The following is a 17,882-nucleotide window of genomic DNA, read 5'->3' as shown; positions in this document are numbered from 1 at the left end:
AACAAAAGAAATAGAGAGCATCCCATTTTTGTTTAATTGGTAGTGCGGGCATCTTGCCCGCTTGCCGTAATTTCATTTACGCCACTTCAAAATATCTCGAAACCATTGCTCTACACGATCACCCATTGCTGTTGTTGAGTATTCAGCTTCTGCTCTTTGACGACAAGCATAACGGTCAATTTGAGGCAGTTTTCTGATCGCTTCTACCAAGCCCTCTACAGAATCTGGTTCGACTAAAAAGCCCGTTTTCCCATCCTCAACAATTTCCGCAGGTCCACCGCGACGATAGGCAATCACGGGAACTCCGCAGGCAAGGGCTTCAATTGCCACATTACCAAAGGCTTCCACCCAGCGAGGCGTCATTAACAATGCTTGACACTTACCCAAGCGCTTTTGTAATTCTGTAGTTTCGAGAAACCCTTCATATTCTATTGGTGCAGTCGGGTAGTCTCGAAGAATCCGTTGCCAATAACCCTCCGCTTGCAGGAACCCCATAATTTTTAGAGGAATCCCTGTTAACTCAGATGCCGCCACGGCATCCTCTAAACCCTTTTCTGGGGCAATGCGACCAACCCATCCTATCCAGGGTGATGGTTGAGCAGAGAACTCATACATTGAGAGTTGAATGCCATTTCCTAAGCATTGGCAGCGATCAGCAAAGGCAAAAGTTGCTGCCTGAGCCTGAGAATGGACACCAATTGTACCAGGAAACTCAGTTACTACCTTCTCAATCACTTGATCCATTGCCTCCGTCAGCGAACCCATACTAACTAGGTGGGCAATGGGGCGATGGAAAAAAGGCGTTAAATAGAAGGGCAACCAATCATAGGCAAAGTTGAGGATTAAATCATAGTCACCTTGAACCTGCCGTGCATATTCCCAAACATTTGCCAGGGCAGAAGATGCTGGCATGATGGTTGGTGCATCTCGCCCTTGAGTTTGGGCACTAATTTGTGGAGTGCCATCAATCTCAACTAGAGGCATTCCCCAACTGTTAGATCCAGGAGTTGCCACAATTTTTACAGTATGACCCCGCCGTCTCATTTCCATCGCAATGTTACGCAGGGTCAATTCAACACCACCTCCTAATCCTGAACCCAATGGGCCAATAGGACTGGAGACAAGTAGCAATCTAAATGAATTGCTTGGTTCGTTGGTCATTGGTTATTGGTTATTGGTTATTAATAATTTCTTGCTGTCTGGGGTGTTGCTGACACATAAACAACGAACAACCAACGAAAACAATACACTTATCGCGGTGGTTCCTGAAGCTGATTTTCTGATGGAGTGAGGGAAACTGGCGAAGTTGGCAAGTTGTTGAACGTTTCTGGTCCACGAATGCGACTTAACTGAGCCATTGCCCATAGCGCTGTGTCCCGAACTTCTGGATTAGAGTCTTCAGCAGCATAGCGCAACATCTGGCTCATCTGAGCAGCCAACTCGTAAACTCGTGTCAAGTCTCGAATCGCATTTTTCCTCACCTCAGGACTTTCATCCTGCAAAGAGATGGTTAGGGCTTTATTCAAAGGCTTGAGCGTATTAGTCCCAATTTGCGAGATTGCCCCCAAAATTAAGCTGCGCTGCTGAGAGTCTGAATCAATCAGGGCATCAACCAGGGGCTTTACTGCCCTGGAGTCTCCTTGCTGTGCTAGTTCCCAGACAGCTTTGCTACGCTTGTTGGGGTCAGCTCCCCGTAAGTCTGAGATTAATTCTTCAACAATATCAATTTTGGAAAGACGAGTGGTTTTTTTTTGAGGTAAGGTAGCTTCTGTTGACTCAAGCCCTGACTGAGTATTCTCATAGCTGTGGTGGGAAAACTGCTGATGGTATCCTTGAGGGTGGTGCTCTTGGGCAAGTGTTTCAGTTTGAAGATTGTTGAGCTGAGATTTTTGGGTACTCAGATTTTCTTCGTCCGCTAGAAATTTAGGCTCTAGCACTGTTTTGGTTTTACTAAACTTGCGCAGCAAAAATAAAGCTACCCCAACCAAAATAGTTATGGTTGCGGCAATGCCTGGTATTAGCCAAAGTAGTTTTCCCCTCTCACTACTGGCTTGATTAGCAGTTGTGGTGTTGGTGGTTCCTGGAGCAAGCTGTTGGTTTTGAGCTGTCTGGAGGCGACTCTGGGTTGTGGGACCAATGTAGCCTAAAGCCTCAAGTCCAACAGCTTGTTGGAATTTGGATACAGCAATTTTTGTGCTGGCTCCGTAAATTCCATCCACCTTATCCTGGTAATAACCTAGCTGCTTGAGCTGTTTTTGTAATTGGGCAACATCGCTTCCTTGATCCCCTGATCTGATAAAAGTCCGCTCAGTCAATTGTTCAGCAGGAGACTGGGCGAGCAGGACAGCTTGTGGGAAGTTTAATGATGTATGGGATAACCGACTCACACTACTTTTAGTATCTTGTTCTCCTTGACGGACTGCTTTCTGCTGAACTAACCCTTGACTCACAGGGATAGATGATGGTGAAGCATCACTAAGGGAGACTAAAGCAACGGCTGGCTCTAGTTGAGGCTGATAGCTAGTATCCAGAGATAGACCAAAGCTAGTAACACAAGTAGCTAGAAATACAGTAGGGAGACGGCGACTCATAGAATAACTAGTAACTTGAGGCTCAACCATCTTCTTCGGATTCGGTCTTAGTGAAGTCTAACGCCTTGCTCCAGAAGAAGGCTGCTCCCCCCAGCATGACAATATAGATTAAGACTGCACTCGATAGTATCAACAGTGGCTTTTTGGGGATGTCAAGACTGATCGTCGATTGGTCAGCATCTTTTTTTTGTTCTTGTTCTTCGGGGGGAGTAGGTTGGTTTTGTTTAGCTAAAGCTGTTTCTATAAGCTCCCAAGTGGTTGAACCAGCAATACCATCGGCTGTTAAACCAGCAGATTTCTGAAATTCCCTAATTGCAGTCCGACTACCTTGTCCATAGACGCCATCCACCTCTCCTTGGTAGTAGCTCAATTCTTTGAGCTTTTCTTGCAGTTCTTTAACTTTCTCTCCTCTACTACCAGGTCCGATAGTCGGTTGATTGGTTTTAACCGGGGGAGTTTGAGCCAGTTTAAGAGAAGAAGAATCAACCGAGGAATAGGCAAGAACTGGCTCTGGTTGAGAGTTATGGTTCTTACCCACAGCTAGGCTCAAGCAAGCAATAAAGGTAGCTAGAATTAAAGTATGAAGACTATTAATCATAAGTTAGGATAACTAAGAATTTTGTGGTTTAGCCAGTGTTGACCACTGAGATTTCACTCCTAGTTATCTCCTCCATCGTAACTGCGCCTAATTCCGGAGAGCAACCCTTGACTGAAAGCTAATTGGAAAAGACGAAGTTAGAAACTCACCGATGGGGTAACATTTCCGTCTCTGATTCTTTCACATTGAAGGGGATTGGCGTTAATGTTGCTGATTGAGATTCCTCTAAGAGGAGTTCTCTTTGAGCTACAGTTTCGGCAACTGGTGCTTGTTGATCAGCAGTTGACGTTTTCTGGAGCAGAGATTGCCACTGCTGCGCTATCTTTTCCCGCTGATTGATCAAATAAATGCTCACCAAAGTCAGAGAGACACCAATCCACTGTAAGGGGCTAAGTACCTCAGACAAAAATAACTTGCCGAAGAGTAGGGCAAATATTGGTGTCAGAAAGGTTAAAGCACTAAGGCTAGTGAGGTTACCACTAGAGGCAAAATAAAAGAATAGACCGTAAGCGATCGCACTGCCAAAAATGGCTGAGTATACCAGCGCTGTCCAGCCAGATGGGTCAAGATACGTCCACTGATCAGATTCCCAGGCACCGGAGAGGGCAAACAGGGGTAAGCCGCCTAAAATCATGTGCCACCCTGTGGCGGTAAGGGGGTCAGCATAGCGGCAAACAAAGCGGATCATCACTGTACCTACTGCCATCGACAGAGAGGCTAACAGCATCAGCCATTCTCCGTTTTGAAACAGCTCTTGCCAGTTAAAATTTACGGCAATTGCCTGGCCTTGCAGTAAACTCAAAAACCACTGGTCTGGTAAGCCAATCAGACTGATTCCTAGAATCCCGATACACAATCCAATAGCTCCCCACACTCCAATGATTTCACCAAAGAGCAACCCAGATAGCAATGCTACGGCTAGGGGTTGAGAGTCAATCATCACTGAGCCCAAACCGGCACTAGTTCTTACTAATCCTTCTGCTAAAAACCCTTGAAAGAGTGCGCCATCTACTAGAGCAAACAAGCTAATCCATAGCCACGCCGCCCAACTTTTTGGCTGAGGCCTTTTGAGTACAATCGCCGCCACTAAGACTAAAACTCCTGCTGGCACCAAACGTACCCCTGCCATAAATAGGGGAGTTGTATTGGGGATAGCGCCCTTCATTGCCACCATTGCTGTTCCCCAGAAGAAAAAAGGGGCAATCAGTAATAAAGTAGCGAAGGCTGGTTTGAGTTTGGTGATGTTTGGCTGCATGAGATACTTTCGGCGCTGCATCAGACAACGAACAAGGATTGTATAACGTTTCTTTATTATTCTTTACATAAATTGTACCGAATGATTGCTTTGTATTAAGCAAATGAGACGAATTTCTGGTCTTGGCTGCACTTAATCAAGCTAATGCTGAGCTTCCAAGCTAGATTAAAGGGAAGAAAATGCCTACTCCCTGCTCACTAAGACAGGGGGTCTAAAGTTCTACCTAAATTTGGCTCTTGCTTGAAGATTCTGAGAAATAGCTCCAGAAGATTGTTAGGCTGAGCTAACTAAGCAAAAACTCAAAGCTCACAACTCAACACCACTCGAACGACTCATGCCCTGGCCTTTTAAGCCCAATTACCGTAAACAAATAGCTCGTATAGAAGTCACTGGCGTGATCTCCGGTGCTGCCCGCAAGCGGGTTCTGGACGCCCTCAAAACCGTTGAAGAGAAGAAGTTTCCTGCCCTACTCTTACGCATTGACTCTCCTGGGGGAACTGTGGGGGATTCCCAGGAAATTTACAGTGCCTTAATGCGCTTGCGAGAGAAGGTCAAAATTGTTGCCAGCTTTGGCAATATTTCGGCATCCGGGGGGGTTTACATCGGCATGGGGGCCGAACACATAGTATCAAACCCAGGCACGATTACTGGCAGTATTGGGGTAATCCTCAGAGGCAATAATCTAGAGCGCCTCTTAGAGAAAGTTGGTGTTTCCTTCAAAGTGATTAAGTCTGGCCCTTACAAAGACATTCTGGCTTTTGATCGCGAACTGACTGAGCCGGAAAAAAATATTCTTCAGGAACTGATAGATACTAGTTATCAGCAGTTTGTGGAAACCGTGGCTGAAGGTCGTTCTTTGGCTGTAGAAACAGTGAAAACCTTTGCCGATGGTCGTATTTTTACGGGTCAGCAAGCTCTAGAATTGGGTGTCGTTGACCGCTTAGGAACAGAAGAGGATGCTCGCCGTTGGGCAACACAACTGGTGGGTCTTGACCCAGAGAAAACTAAGTGTGAGACGATAGAAGAACCAAAACCTTTCTGGAACCGCCTGCTACCCGGCAGTAGTAGTAAGACGAGGTCAGGGCTATCAGCTGGTATAGATTGGGTAGAATTTGAACTGTCTACTAGTGGTCAGCCTCTGTGGCTTTATAGACCATAGGCGGAATTGGCAATGCGGAGGATGCAAGTGGTGGAATGGAAAGTTCGAGCGATTCGTGGCGCAACTACTGTCTCGGAAAATACGGTTGAGGCAATCCGAGAAGCCGTGATGGAATTACTAGACGAACTAGAAGCACGTAATCAGATTGACTACGAGGAGATTATCAGTGCTACCTTCACCACGACACGTGATTTGGATGCAATTTTTCCTGCGGCGATCGCACGATCGCGCCCTCACTGGGAAAATGTTGCTTTGCTCGACGTGCAGCAAATGCACGTCGAGGGCAGTTTGGAGCGCTGTATCCGGTTTTTAATTCACCTGAATACATCAGTGTCACAAGCAGATATTGATCATCCCTATCTACGTCAAGCTAAAAATCTAAGACCGGATTGGAGTTTGTCTCAAGATGTACCAGAGGAATCGCCTGTTGCTCAATCTCGTCGCTGAAGTTTGCCAGAGGTTAATAGGTGGCAGAACCTAGAGCGCCAACAGATAGTTTGAGAGCGCACTTAATCCACAATTATGGTAACCTCTCTAGGTGTTACTCTAGATTCTGCTTTTTCTGCCTCAATGACTTGACTAACTCAAGGAAATACTCAGCTTAATATTCTTCTACTTAGCCTTTTTGAGGTTTTACTCAGGTTGTTTACTGTGGAAACGTATACCCAAAAAGATGTCATATAAGAAACCCCGAAAACTTTTTCCTTCTAGTAGCCCCAGGGATTGAGCACACCCTTTTTCATCTAGTAAAGGCTTCACCGCATGGTAAGTAGGCTGGTAGTTATACCAGGGAATAGAAGGCCATAGATGATGAATCAAGTGGTAATTCTGCCCCAAAATCAGTAGGTTGAGGACGGGATTAGGGTAGACTCTGGCATTTTTCCAGCGGTCGCGTTCCTTAAAGGGGCGATGGGGCAGATAATCAAAAAAAAGTCCCAGTGCTAGACCAACAACTAGTGCTGGTACAAACCAGAAGTTCATGATGTAGCCCAAAAAGCCATACCTATAGGCAAGACAGACGATACTGGCAACAAATAAACGGCTCAAAAACCATTCCAACAACTCATAATTACGCCACAAACGCCGTTTGAAAAAAAATATTTCGTGATAAAAAAAGCGAGCTGCAATCAACCAGAGGGGACCACCCGTGGAGACAAAATGGTCAGGGTCATTTTTGGGATCGTTGACGTTGCCATGGTGCTGTATGTGAACCCTGGTAAACACCGGGAAGGCAAAGCCCAACATTAGTGCGCTCCCATGTCCCATTAAGGCATTCGCCAAGCGATTGCGGTGGGCAGAGTTATGAGAGGCATCATGGATTACTGTTCCCGACATGTGTAAAGCGAGGACGTTAGTGCAAAAGCTACACCAGTCGGGCCAGTCCCAAAGCCAGTAACCGCAGGTGGAAATTACGACTAACGCAATCGCTACTAGAAACATGAGTAGCGTTGGATTAAAGTCACCGGGAGGCCCAAGCAATTCTCTGGGCGCTGTCAGTGGCTTCTGGGCCTCCGACATATTTTTGTTTACTCCTTCATGCATTTCTACTGTTCTTTGGTAGTATAAGGCACCAGAAGACCATGATAAAGATTTGTGAACAAACATTAGAGTAACTCATCTATACTGTCAATTGCTCAACAGTTGCGCTGACGAGTCTGGGAACGATTGGTTTACTCACAGAGTCACAGGATATCAGCTTAGCTTTTGATGCCAATGTCAAAAGCTAAGAAGAGAAAGTTTTAGGGGAAAGGGGAGCCATGTCCTTAACGTTTGATCATATTAGTTGGTCAGTTAGTGTGGTAATTCTAATGGCTAACAGTAGTGCATTTGCCTTAAATAGCACTTTTATTCCGGTAACTGTTCAGAGTCAGCTAGCCCGTAATACTACCTTGGCTCAAAATTTAGATACAGAAACAGAAATACCAGAGTTTGAACCAGGTATTGATCAGTCTGAAGAACCTCGGTTTACTTGCGAATTTTTTAATGGTGACTATACCGTAATGTATCACCCACCAAGTGAACCAGGTGAAGCTTATGCCTGGGCGACTCCTAGTGCTATGGGTGGTGGTTGGACACCAGAGTCGCGTTGTAACGAAATCAGTAGACGTTTAGAATTCTACAGACCTGATGGCTTATTGGAACTGCAAACTGCGGTGGAAAATCGCTACGACATTCTTTGTGTTACCACTCAACTAGATCCATCCTGTCGCATCGTGCTGACAGTGCCTCCAGGTCAAGATCCAGAAGTAACGCGCGATCGCGTCTTTGAAAACTTGGTGGTTGCTGATATTGGTCAACAAACCGATGCCGTCAACACCTTTACCAGTCGGGGTAGTGGTTTACAACTACTCGATCAGGTATTCCAGGAGGGTCTTTCCGTTCTAGGCATTGGGGACAAAAAACCCTCTCAGCGTTCTGGTAACATTAACTTGCAGCCTTTCTTAGACCGGGCTGATGGTGGTACTGGTCCTTGGTTGCCAACCAACAACCAAAGGTAACTATTGCCTGGTTAAATCTAGACTGGTTATGCTGAAAACGTGCCTTGGGCACGGGAGTGGGGAGTGAGGAGTGGTAACCGCAGACTAAGGCAGATGAAGAGTGACCTTGATCCGTCAGTGTTTATCTGTCTTAGTCTGCGGTGAACAAAAGCTCCGGCTAGGGTAGTTTGTTTACTCCTGGCAAGAGATAGAATGCTTTTCCCCTAGAATGTTTGCCAGAAAGCCTTGATTCTTGAGGAGTTCAAAAAGATTAACGTCTTTTTCCAAAAGACAGGCATGACCCGACCGAGGCAAGACGATCATCTTGCCATTGGGCAAGTACTTAACTAAGCGTTGTGCTTCATCCACTGATGGTAACAGTTGGTCAGCAGCACCAGCAATAATCAGGACAGGTTGGCTAATTCTTCTTAGTTGCCTTTCATCCACGTCAAACTCACTTAACAGGGATACCCGCCAATTAGCCGTGTTAGCCGGTACAGACTGCATCGCCTGGAGAAGTGCTTGGCGATCACTCGGTGCAGTCTTTTCCCAAGCGGAGAGGAAAGGTAGAAAGACTAATGCCGAGAACTGGTAGAAAGAGTCTGGTATCCAGCGAACTAGTGGCGAACCCCATCGTAACAAGGGTCTTTGCTTCAAGGAACTCGCCGGGTTGCTCAAAATAATCCTCTCAAAAAGGTGCGGGGATTTGAGCGCTACCTTAATCGCTAGACAGCCTCCAAAAGACTCGCCACACAGATAAACTGAACGCGAGGGACGCTTATTTAGCTCTTGTTTAATTAAATCTACCACTGTCTCAGTGAGTTCGTCCCAGTCAGCTAAATCATCTGGCGGAATTGCCAAACAGCGAACATCGAAGGCTAATTCTAAACCTTTCGTCTGTGATCGAAGCAACTGACCTGTGCCATCCATCCCCGGCAGAAAAACAAATAATGGATAATCTGGATTTAATCGCCCTGGTGTTAGAAAACAAGGGCGACTCTTAACTTCTGGCATGTTTATTGCTTCCAATTCAATCAAGACGATTTAAATAAGCTTAGAACTGAGTCCCCGTTAGTTTGTGGCAAATTGACTACTATCGACACTTTGATGCAGTAAAGTAGCAATTTCCTCCCGACAAGTGTTATTAACTTCAGAGACAATTTGCCTAGCTTGTTTACCTTGATAAAGTTCCCGTTTTCTGGGCGTAATCCAGTAAGGACGTCCGACCAATACTGCAACGCGGCGATGAATTACCATCGGATGCTTACCTGGTTGTTTGAATAGTGGTTCTGATGGGTCAAACAGGTGCAACAAGCGCAGTGGCACTGTTGAGTTTACACTTTCCTCCAGGGAGGCAATTGCTACTGGCAGTACTGCCAAATACCGTGCCGATGACCTTAGGGCTAAATGAGCAAAACCTCGGTGAAATTGAGACATTTCTCCAGGCTTAGTCAACTGCACCATTGGTTGAGCTCCTTCGGGAAAAACGCCAACCCATTGGTTTTGCGCTAGTAGTTCAGTCGCCTGCTGAAAGAAAGACTGCTGTCTCTTCTGTGGCTTTTCCAGAGGAAAACAACCCAACTGCATGACTAGAGACCGCATGATGGGGACATGTCCCATGTAGTGATGGCAAGCAATGCGAATGGGATGTCTCAAGGCTGCCATCAGTAAAGGTGCATCCATAAAACTGCGATGGTTACTTACCACCACAACGGCGCAATCCTCTGGGATGCGGTCTTCGTGGTAAACAAACATCTGTGTTCCTGTTGCCGCTAGTAGCGAACGAGAAATTTGTAGGGGGCTATCGTCAGGCATGGGTTGAAACTATCGCTGGTGGCAAAGTATTCATCTTTCTTAACAATACTAACTAATGTTACTTATTTGTTAGACTACTAAGTATTAATGCTTAGTAGTCTAGTTAAGTGTCTAGCAACATTAAGTCTTATGTTCATTTATCGGCTGTTTTTGCAGAGCCTGAAGATGATTGGGTAATAATAGGTACGTAACTGCTACTTAAGAATTCCTGGTTAAATTGGCAGTCATTTTTTCCGGTTTTTCAATGAAACTTAGGCTGTTAAAATCAGCGATTGGTATTCATGAATACCTTTGTTCAGATAAAGAAAGTGAACTTAAGCACACTTAAGATTGAAACAATTATTAAAATAAATACCTGTGGCCATACACTGGGAATTAAAAGTAGTTTTATGGAGAGGTATTTCTTCAACTTCAGATGAGTCATACAGATACAAATAGAAGCACATTTGCTGTTACGACCCCCCTGTACTACGTCAACGACTTACCCCACATCGGCAGTGCCTATACAACAATGGCGGCAGATGCGGTAGCTCGATTTGAAAGGCTGCGCGGTAAATCTGTGTTGTTGATTACCGGCACAGATGAACATGGGCAAAAGATTCAGCGTACAGCCCAAAAGTATGGGCTAAAGCCTCAGGAACACTGTGATAAAGTGGCTGCAGGGTTTGATGCTCTTTGGCAGAAGCTTAATATTGACTACGACCGTTTCAGCAGAACAACCTCGACCCGTCATGAAGCGATTGTCAAAGAATTTTGGCAACGAGTTTGGCAAAAAGGCGACATTTACCTAAGTCAACAACAAGGCTGGTACTGTGTCTCCTGCGAAGAATTTAAAGAAGAACGCGAGCTTTTAAAGGATAAACGTTGTCCAATCCACTCGAATGTAGAAGTAGAATGGCGGGATGAGCAAAATTACTTTTTCCGGCTTTCTAAATACCAAAGCCAGTTAGAAGCTCTCTATCAAGAACGACCTGATTTTATCCAACCAGAAAGTCGTCGCAATGAAGTTCTCAGTTTTGTTAGCCAGGGACTTCAGGACTTCTCCGTTTCTCGAGTTAATCTAGACTGGGGATTCCGGGTACCGACCGATGCCAACCACACTATCTATGTTTGGTTTGATGCTCTCTTAGGTTACGTTACAGCCCTTCTTGATCCGGATAGCGAACCAACCTTAGAGAATGCTTTAAAAAAGTGGTGGCCAATAAATTTACATCTGATTGGTAAAGATATTCTGAGATTTCATGCTGTCTACTGGCCAGCTATGTTAACCTCAGCAGGTTTACCAGTTACAGAGCAGGTGTTTGGGCATGGCTTTCTGACGAAGGACGGTCAAAAAATGGGCAAAAGCCTGGGTAACACCTTGGACCCAGTAGATTTAGTCAATCGTTACGGGGCTGACGCAATCCGCTATTACTTTCTCAAAGAGATTGAATTTGGGCGAGACGGAGATTTTAGTGAAACCCGTTTCATCGATATTGTGAATGCCGATTTAGCCAATGATTTGGGCAATCTGCTCAACCGAACACTAAAAATGGCACTCAAGTATTGTGACGGCCGTGTCCCCAATCTCAACGGTGATGACATTCTAGCTGATAATCCCCTGAAGAAAATTGGTAGAGAATTGAGCGATCGCGTCCCTCAATCATACGAAAAATTATCTTTTAGTGAAGCTTGTAGAGAACTTTTTATTCTAGTCAGGGCAAGTAACAAATTTATTGATGAGCAAGCCCCGTGGAGTCTCTATAAGCAAGGTAATTTAACAGCAGTCGAACAAGTCCTGTATTCCGTTTTGGAATCAGTACGACTATCTGCCTATCTCTTATCCCCAATTATTCCCAATATCAGCACAGATATCTATCAACAGTTAGGTTTTTCAATTGATTTTAACGACCAAAATCTAATTAGAAATTCTGTAAATTATTCCACTCAAGTAGTTTGGGGAAGTTTGCCAGCTAATCAAAAATTAGGAGAAGCCAAACCAGTCTTTTCTCGACTGGAACAATCTTGATTAATTTTACGTCTTTTTAATCATAAAATCAAATTGTGACTAATCAAAATTCTGATTTTTGTAATAGCAGACATTGAACTTTTTTTACATAAAATGAGGCATAACAATCATGTTGAACAACTTTAGTAATGATCCTGTTTTTACACCTGAACAAGTTTTAGAAAATCGCGGTCGCGTTGCCATTTTTATTGATGGTTCAAATTTGTTTTATGCTGCTTTACAATTGGGAATTGAGATCGATTACACTAAACTACTGTGTCGTTTAACTGCTGGTTCAAGGCTACTACGCTCCTTCTTTTACACAGGCGTTGATCGTACTAACGAAAAACAGCAGGGTTTTTTGTTGTGGATGCGTCGTAACGGTTACCGAGTAATTGCCAAGGATTTAGTTCAGCTGCCAGATGGCTCTAAAAAAGCGAATCTGGATGTGGAAATTGCTGTAGATATGATGGCGCTAGTTGGTTCTTACGAAACCGCAGTTCTGGTGAGTGGCGATGGGGATCTTGCCTATGCAGTGGATGCTGTCAGCTATCGGGGAGCCCGTATTGAAGTGGTCAGCTTGCGCTCAATGACTAGTGATAGTCTGATTAACGTAGCTGATAGATACATTGACCTCGATAACATTAAAGAAAGCATCCAAAAAACGCCCAGACAAAACTATTCTTATCGTCCGTTGTCAGGCATTGGTCTTATGGATGAAACAGAAGAATAATCACACTATTACCGTCTGGAATAGACCGAAGAAAAATGCCAAGGGAAAAAGATTTTCTGCTTTTGCCTTTGGTATTTTCTTGATAGTTGTGTTATCTGCCTGTGACCGTAAAGGTGACTCGGCAAAACCAACAAAGCAAAATACTGGCGAAACGGAAATTGAAGCAAGCCTTGTCTTTAACAATGTCACCCTTGATCAGGCAGATGAGAAAGGAAATCCTCTTTGGGAAATAAAAGCAGAAAAAGCCACTTACTCTCAAGATAAAAAAACAGCCATCGTGGAAAATCCAACCGGTGATTTGTTCCAAGACGGAAAAGTAGTCTTGCAAGTTTCAGCAAAGCAGGGAGAAATTCAACAGGATGGTCAGATAGTCTTTTTACGGGGACAAATTATTGCCAAAGACCTACGCAACGGAACACAATTGCGGGGTGAGGAGTTAGAGTGGCATCCTCAGGAAGATTTATTAGTCGTTCGTAATAACTTAAAGGGTGAACATCCCCAACTACAAGCTTCAGCAAAAGAAGGGCGCTACTTTAGCAGAAAACAACAACTGGAGTTAACGGGTCAAGTCGCAGCAATCTCTAAAGACCCAAACTTACATATGAAAACGGAACATTTAGTGTGGTTGATCCAAGACCAGAAAGTGCTTGGAGACCAACGTATTCATATGGAAAGATATAAAGATCAGAAAGTAACAGACACAGTAGAAGCAGACAAATCTGAATTAAACCAGAAAACCAAAGTAGTAACCCTGCAACAAAATGTTCAACTGAAGTCGGTGGATCCACCACTTTTAATGTCAAGCAATTCAGCCGTTTGGAACTTAAATACCCAAACAGTGATCTCAGATCAACCATTACAGATTGTCCAACAAAAAGAAAACCTCACTCTTACAGCCAACCAGGGTCAGATAGACTTGGAGAGAGAAGTTGCTGATTTAACTGGCGGCGTCCAAGGTATTGCTAGTCGAAATCAGGCAAAACTCTACAGCAATCAACTGAGATGGAATATTCCGACTCAGTTAATGCAGGCTTCGGGTAATGTGATTTATCAACAGGTTGACCCACCACTCAATACTACAGGTGTAACGGCAGAGGGTAAACTTCAAGACCAAAGTATTGTTGTTAAAGGGGGCGCTGGCACACGTGTGGTGACAGAAATTATTCCTAAAGATAGTCCAATTAAAATTCCTTGAAAAGAGGTCAAGCATATTTGGGGCGGCGTTTTTTCCCCCTCTTAGAACTCTTTTTGATGCTGGGGTTTTCGCTTCTTAATGCTTCTGGCTGCCTTTGTGACCAAACTGCTGAGTTACCCTGAGATTGGGGCGATTCGCTCACAAAAGAGTTTTTTGCCAAAAGAGGCTTTTGTCGAACGGTTTCAAGTTCAAGTTGATCTTCTGAGTTGTCTACTGCCCAAGACTGGAGAACCTTGAGGGAGTTTGAGTTAAGATACTCCGCTACTTGCAGATCAGCAGCCATTTTTTGATGAGAAACGGTAGCTACTGGTACAGCTTCTATCACCGATTCGAGGGATGCTATCCTAGTCATCATTTGTTGCAGTTGAGAATGGAGTTCCTCAACTTCTGATAACCTTGGCAAGGTTGCTGACGGGGATGGCTTGAGTGGAGAAGCTGGCTGGGCATGATTGAGCAAGGTGAAGGCTGAGTTAAACGCAGGCGCTACTTGTTCTATTTGAGGCAGTGCTACTGGTTGATCCTGATTAGATGGAGGAGCGATTTTAGCTTTTGATTGTGGTGAAGAAGCAACACTAGATTCAGTTTCCTGAGCCAAAAACTCCTTAAGCCCAGAAGTTTTCAGTCTTGATTCTGAGAGTTTCAGTTCTTTTAATTGTTCTTCCTTTTCTTGCAGTTGTTGTGCTAGACCCGATAGTTTTTCCTCAACTTGAGCAGATTTACGGGCAGATTGTTGCCACCCGGTTAGCGCTACACTGGCAACACCTGCGCCGAGACTCAGTAAAGTTGCCAAGCCTAGGTAAGGAGTCGCGATATCCCTTATTTCACCATTAAAAACTGGCTCTTTCTGCATTTGGACGCTGATTGTTTTCGACCCAAGCAAAGCTAGGGGTAAGGTCAGCGCAGCAAAGACTGACGCTGAAAGTATTACCGGTGCAAGGACAAATTTCTTGAGTGGAGATCCGATCATGATTTATAAGGCGCAGTTATAGCTTCTTTCAGTTTAATTGGTACATCAGTAACTTTTGAGTAAGTTACGATGAAGAAACTGACAAAAAGAATAAATTCTCTATAAATTTTCTCTCACTAGTTAATTTTAATTTACTTCCTTAACATTTATTAACTGAAATTCTCATATTAAGGGATTATTAATGTTTTTGTTTATAGTTACAGCTTGTAATTTTTTCTAAGCTGATTAACCTACAACAAATTTCCAGAGGCAGTTTCAGCCTCTGATAATTCTAACTTGCTAATGATGATGGCAGTACTTAATTGACTAGAATACCCCTCTTATTCTGACAATTTTAAATTTTTTCAGGGCTGTATTCTTCTATCAAAACAAAAAGCATATAATTCCTAGGATGATTGCTTAATAAGCCCTGATATGTTATCCGAGCTCTTGCAGAAGCTGTTTGATTTTCTCTGTCTGTTTGTGCTTAAACTGCTCTGGGAAATTTAACTCAAGTGCGACTTTAGGATAGGGTCGGTCACTGTTTTTTGGAAGAGACAAGACTTCTACTGCCACGATTTCCGCCAGAAAGCGCTCCGGTAAAGGGTTAGTTGTTTGTTGAGACAATAACAAGCCCACAATAGGTTTCTCTTGCCGCATCTTTTCCAGGTCTTTTTCCCGGAGGTAAGGCTCACTGTGCCTGTGAACATCCGATATCTCAGAGTTGCTGCCACCATCTAATTCCAGCCGTAAACTCCCAATCCCCAGTTCAGTAACCTTCCCGGAGTAAAAATGACCTTCCCAGTAGAGCTGAGCCTCTGCCCAAACGCGTTTGCGTACCTTGCCAACACTACTGCTGGCTGGTTGAAACTCCCGCAAAGATCGATTGAGACTAGTAGCAAGGAACTTTAGAGATGCCAGTGGTTGATCTACATGCTCACGCTTCTGGGAGTACCATTCTTTAACATCAGAATAGATAACCAAAGCCAAATTATCGAGTTGGGTTTGAGTAGGATTGACAAAATCAACAGCTAAATGAGTAAGCTCATCGTTGACGGGTGTTGCGCGGATAATTCGTGCATTGACCAATGCTCGTTTACCATAGTCGCCGATTAACTCAACCTCTACTTCATCCAGTAGATCAGGTAAGTTATTTAGGGCAATTAGTGCACCAGTTTCTGAGACATCAATGGTTGTACCACTCCAAGCTTGACCAGAGCTATGAATTAGAACACCTAGGCATCTTGAGAGACGATGAGCGACGCGCCGTTGCGGTTGCTCGAAGGCAACAACCAAGGCAGCAAACAGCAATGTTAGATTAAAAAGGCACCATAAACCATTAATTACTACCGCCTCAGCATCCTCTGGACGGAGCAACAGCCAGAAGGGTACAGCAATCAGAGAGACGACAACGAATGCGGTTACTACTAATAAACCGCGCACAGACTCCCAATCAAAGCTGCGTTTGGTGACAATTAACCCCTTGTCAGTAACATTAAACGAACCCAGATTAGGATTAATTAGCGCCATCAAAGTGACATATCCTGCCTGGAAAGCCATCACAAATTCAAAAATCTCATTCCAGAAGGAAAAGCGAACGTTTTTGTAGCTGATATAAGTAGCATTCAGAGAGATGAAAATGTGGGGCAAAGCATAGACAACAGTCTCTAAACCCAAACCTTGAATTGGTCTGAGACCAAACAACAAAAACAGAGTAGGAGCGATCGCATAAATTAACCGGGGATAGCCGTAAAAAAAGTGAGAAGTCGCACTAAAGTAACAGAGTCTTTGAGGAATGCTCAGATTCAGTTTTGGGTTAATCAGGGGATTTTCTAACCGCAGAATCTGGGCCATGCCTCTAGCCCAGCGCACTTGCTGCCCAACATAGGAAGAAAATTTCTCTGGTGCTAAACCCGCCACCATAATTTTGTCGTAGTAGACCGACTTATAACCTAAAGAATGCAGCCGAAATGCGGTGTGACAATCTTCTGTGACAGTTTCTGTAGCAATTCCTCCGACTTCGAGAGCATGCTGTTTACGAATCACAGCAGCTGAACCACAGAAAAAAGCTGCATTCCAGAAATCATTACCCTTTTGCAGCACCTTATAAAAGAGTTCATTACCCACAGGAACTTTTCCCTTGGTTAGCAAATTACGCTCAAAAGGATCAGGGTTATAGAACCAGTGAGGAGTTTGCACAAAAGATACTTTTGGGTCAAAGAAAAAGCCCACTGTATCTTGAAGGAACTGCCGTGAGGGAATGTGATCGCAGTCGAGAATTAGTACTAAATCACCATCAGTACGGCGAAAGGCAGTGTTGATATTACCAGCTTTAGCGTGTTCATTGCTGTCCCTAGTCATCAGAACCGCACCTAGTTCGACGCACATTTGGCGCAACTGTTCTCGACGGGCGTTAAAAGTTTGTCGGCGTGGATCGTCTTCCTGATATTTTTCTGGCCGACCATCATCTAGGATATAAACTCGTTTTTTGTTCGCTGGATAGTCTAGGGCTAAAGCTGCTAGTGTGGTCTTGCGCACAATCTCCACATCTTCGTTGTAAGTCGGGATATAGACATCGACTTTAAACCATTGATTTTGAGGAAACTCTGCTAGAGCAACCGATTCGCGCTCTTGGATTTTCAGAGTTTGAAAATACGACAGAAACAGGGTGATAACCGCATAAAGTTCCGCCCCGTACAGCAGCAGACAAGAGATGCCGTTGAGTGGACTATCAAAATTCAGGGTATAGCTAGTGCGGTAGTAGAGATAGCGGGCTGTAGTGACAACACTCAGCCAGACCAAAAATAAGTGGAAATATTCACTAGTTTTTTTGTCGGATTCTTGGGAGTCGGCCCGCACGATTATCTGACTGAGCATAATCAGCAGCAAGGCAACAACTCCCTGCTGCCAAATCTCGAGCGGCGTAATAATTAGGGGAATCGATAGCAACAGCAGCAGTAAAATAAGCCACTTTAAAGGCTGTAGTTCTAACCGTGCTAAAGCCCGATTAAAAAACTGGGGTAGGAGATCGACCAGCCAGAAGGTTACCGAGGAACGGGGACGGTTAGCCGACGGTAACCGAGATCTAAGCCAGGAGAAAGACATAACATTGTTGGGGTTGGAGGT

General features: G+C 44.4%; 15 protein-coding genes. 6 read left to right on the top strand and 9 right to left on the bottom strand.

What is annotated here, in order from left to right; genetic code table 11:
* Positions 1-72 precede the first annotated feature (72 nt).
* The 4 genes from ACT7WV_RS07020 to ACT7WV_RS07005 form a co-directional block, all read right to left on the bottom strand.
* Positions 73-1,161, bottom strand: coding sequence for a glycosyltransferase family 4 protein (locus ACT7WV_RS07020; RefSeq protein WP_445102218.1), 1,089 nt, complete (start codon positions 1,159-1,161; stop codon positions 73-75).
* 89 nt (positions 1,162-1,250) lie between these two features.
* Positions 1,251-2,621 carry a HEAT repeat domain-containing protein gene (locus ACT7WV_RS07015; protein ID WP_445102217.1) on the bottom strand — a complete coding sequence of 457 codons (1,371 nt, stop codon included), beginning with the start codon at positions 2,619-2,621 and terminating at the stop codon, positions 1,251-1,253.
* Positions 2,614-3,189, bottom strand: a complete 576-nt coding sequence (locus ACT7WV_RS07010) for a peptidoglycan-binding domain-containing protein (protein WP_445102216.1) — start codon at positions 3,187-3,189, stop codon at positions 2,614-2,616. The genes ACT7WV_RS07015 and ACT7WV_RS07010 overlap by 8 nt, the downstream gene beginning before the upstream one ends.
* Positions 3,190-3,334: 145 nt before the next feature.
* Positions 3,335-4,444, bottom strand: coding sequence for a DMT family transporter (locus ACT7WV_RS07005; RefSeq protein WP_445105594.1), 1,110 nt, complete (start codon positions 4,442-4,444; stop codon positions 3,335-3,337).
* Positions 4,445-4,778: 334 nt separating this feature from the next.
* Here ACT7WV_RS07005 and sppA point away from each other — a divergent pair, with 334 nt between their 5' ends.
* Positions 4,779-5,603 (top strand): signal peptide peptidase SppA, encoded by an 825-nt coding sequence (gene sppA / locus ACT7WV_RS07000; RefSeq protein ID WP_445102215.1) that lies wholly within the window; start codon positions 4,779-4,781, stop codon positions 5,601-5,603.
* A 30-nt stretch (positions 5,604-5,633) separates the two neighbouring features.
* Positions 5,634-6,050, top strand: a complete 417-nt coding sequence (aroH, locus tag ACT7WV_RS06995; RefSeq protein ID WP_445105593.1) for a chorismate mutase — start codon at positions 5,634-5,636, stop codon at positions 6,048-6,050.
* Positions 6,051-6,236: 186 nt separating this feature from the next.
* Here aroH and crtR read toward each other — a convergent pair whose 3' ends face one another.
* Positions 6,237-7,121: a beta-carotene hydroxylase gene (gene crtR, locus ACT7WV_RS06990; RefSeq protein WP_445105592.1), complete on the bottom strand. Its 885-nt coding sequence runs from the start codon at positions 7,119-7,121 to the stop codon at positions 6,237-6,239.
* 239 nt (positions 7,122-7,360) lie between these two features.
* Here crtR and ACT7WV_RS06985 point away from each other — a divergent pair, with 239 nt between their 5' ends.
* Positions 7,361-8,101, top strand: a complete 741-nt coding sequence (locus ACT7WV_RS06985; protein WP_445102214.1) for a COP23 domain-containing protein — start codon at positions 7,361-7,363, stop codon at positions 8,099-8,101.
* 171 nt (positions 8,102-8,272) lie between these two features.
* On the opposite strand, the gene ACT7WV_RS06980 is transcribed toward ACT7WV_RS06985, so the two are convergent.
* Together ACT7WV_RS06980 and ACT7WV_RS06975 are read right to left on the bottom strand one after the other, a co-directional pair.
* The gene (locus ACT7WV_RS06980; RefSeq protein WP_445102213.1) at positions 8,273-9,094 is read right to left on the bottom strand and encodes an alpha/beta fold hydrolase; all 822 of its coding nucleotides are present in this window, start codon (positions 9,092-9,094) and stop codon (positions 8,273-8,275) included.
* Positions 9,095-9,151: 57 nt separating this feature from the next.
* A complete protein-coding gene (locus ACT7WV_RS06975) occupies positions 9,152-9,895 on the bottom strand; it encodes a lysophospholipid acyltransferase family protein (RefSeq protein WP_445102212.1) in 744 nt (247 codons plus the stop codon).
* A 415-nt stretch (positions 9,896-10,310) separates the two neighbouring features.
* Here ACT7WV_RS06975 and metG point away from each other — a divergent pair, with 415 nt between their 5' ends.
* The 3 genes from metG to lptC all read left to right on the top strand — a co-directional run bounded on the left by metG (position 10,311) and on the right by lptC (position 13,810).
* Positions 10,311-11,903, top strand: a complete 1,593-nt coding sequence (gene metG / locus ACT7WV_RS06970) for a methionine--tRNA ligase (protein WP_445102211.1) — start codon at positions 10,311-10,313, stop codon at positions 11,901-11,903.
* A gap of 109 nt (positions 11,904-12,012) precedes the next feature.
* Positions 12,013-12,615, top strand: coding sequence for a LabA-like NYN domain-containing protein (locus ACT7WV_RS06965; RefSeq protein WP_445102210.1), 603 nt, complete (start codon positions 12,013-12,015; stop codon positions 12,613-12,615).
* The gene (gene lptC / locus ACT7WV_RS06960) at positions 12,599-13,810 is read left to right on the top strand and encodes an LPS export ABC transporter periplasmic protein LptC (protein WP_445102209.1); all 1,212 of its coding nucleotides are present in this window, start codon (positions 12,599-12,601) and stop codon (positions 13,808-13,810) included. Before ACT7WV_RS06965 ends, lptC begins: the two co-directional genes overlap by 17 nt.
* 7 nt (positions 13,811-13,817) lie before the next feature.
* Here lptC and ACT7WV_RS06955 read toward each other — a convergent pair whose 3' ends face one another.
* Together ACT7WV_RS06955 and bcsA are read right to left on the bottom strand one after the other, a co-directional pair.
* Positions 13,818-14,777 carry a hypothetical protein gene (locus ACT7WV_RS06955; RefSeq protein ID WP_445102208.1) on the bottom strand — a complete coding sequence of 320 codons (960 nt, stop codon included), beginning with the start codon at positions 14,775-14,777 and terminating at the stop codon, positions 13,818-13,820.
* Positions 14,778-15,194: 417 nt separating this feature from the next.
* Positions 15,195-17,861, bottom strand: a complete 2,667-nt coding sequence (gene bcsA / locus ACT7WV_RS06950) for a UDP-forming cellulose synthase catalytic subunit (protein WP_445102207.1) — start codon at positions 17,859-17,861, stop codon at positions 15,195-15,197.
* Between the last annotated feature and the right edge of the window lie 21 nt (positions 17,862-17,882).

The sequence above is a fragment of the Symploca atlantica LB2515 genome (assembly GCF_052546295.1).
This window is presented reverse-complemented; position numbering and strand designations above follow the sequence as displayed.

Coding starts and splice junctions, on each gene's coding strand:
- ACT7WV_RS07020 (WP_445102218.1), bottom strand. CDS start 1,161: ATGACCAACGAACCAAGCAATTCATTTAGATTGCTACTTGTCTCCAGT.
- ACT7WV_RS07015 (WP_445102217.1), bottom strand. CDS start 2,621: ATGGTTGAGCCTCAAGTTACTAGTTATTCTATGAGTCGCCGTCTCCCT.
- ACT7WV_RS07010 (WP_445102216.1), bottom strand. CDS start 3,189: ATGATTAATAGTCTTCATACTTTAATTCTAGCTACCTTTATTGCTTGC.
- ACT7WV_RS07005 (WP_445105594.1), bottom strand. CDS start 4,444: ATGCAGCCAAACATCACCAAACTCAAACCAGCCTTCGCTACTTTATTA.
- sppA (WP_445102215.1), top strand. CDS start 4,779: ATGCCCTGGCCTTTTAAGCCCAATTACCGTAAACAAATAGCTCGTATA.
- crtR (WP_445105592.1), bottom strand. CDS start 7,121: ATGTCGGAGGCCCAGAAGCCACTGACAGCGCCCAGAGAATTGCTTGGG.
- ACT7WV_RS06985 (WP_445102214.1), top strand. CDS start 7,361: ATGTCCTTAACGTTTGATCATATTAGTTGGTCAGTTAGTGTGGTAATT.
- ACT7WV_RS06980 (WP_445102213.1), bottom strand. CDS start 9,094: ATGCCAGAAGTTAAGAGTCGCCCTTGTTTTCTAACACCAGGGCGATTA.
- ACT7WV_RS06975 (WP_445102212.1), bottom strand. CDS start 9,895: ATGCCTGACGATAGCCCCCTACAAATTTCTCGTTCGCTACTAGCGGCA.
- metG (WP_445102211.1), top strand. CDS start 10,311: ATGAGTCATACAGATACAAATAGAAGCACATTTGCTGTTACGACCCCC.
- ACT7WV_RS06965 (WP_445102210.1), top strand. CDS start 12,013: ATGTTGAACAACTTTAGTAATGATCCTGTTTTTACACCTGAACAAGTT.
- lptC (WP_445102209.1), top strand. CDS start 12,599: ATGAAACAGAAGAATAATCACACTATTACCGTCTGGAATAGACCGAAG.
- ACT7WV_RS06955 (WP_445102208.1), bottom strand. CDS start 14,777: ATGATCGGATCTCCACTCAAGAAATTTGTCCTTGCACCGGTAATACTT.
- bcsA (WP_445102207.1), bottom strand. CDS start 17,861: ATGTCTTTCTCCTGGCTTAGATCTCGGTTACCGTCGGCTAACCGTCCC.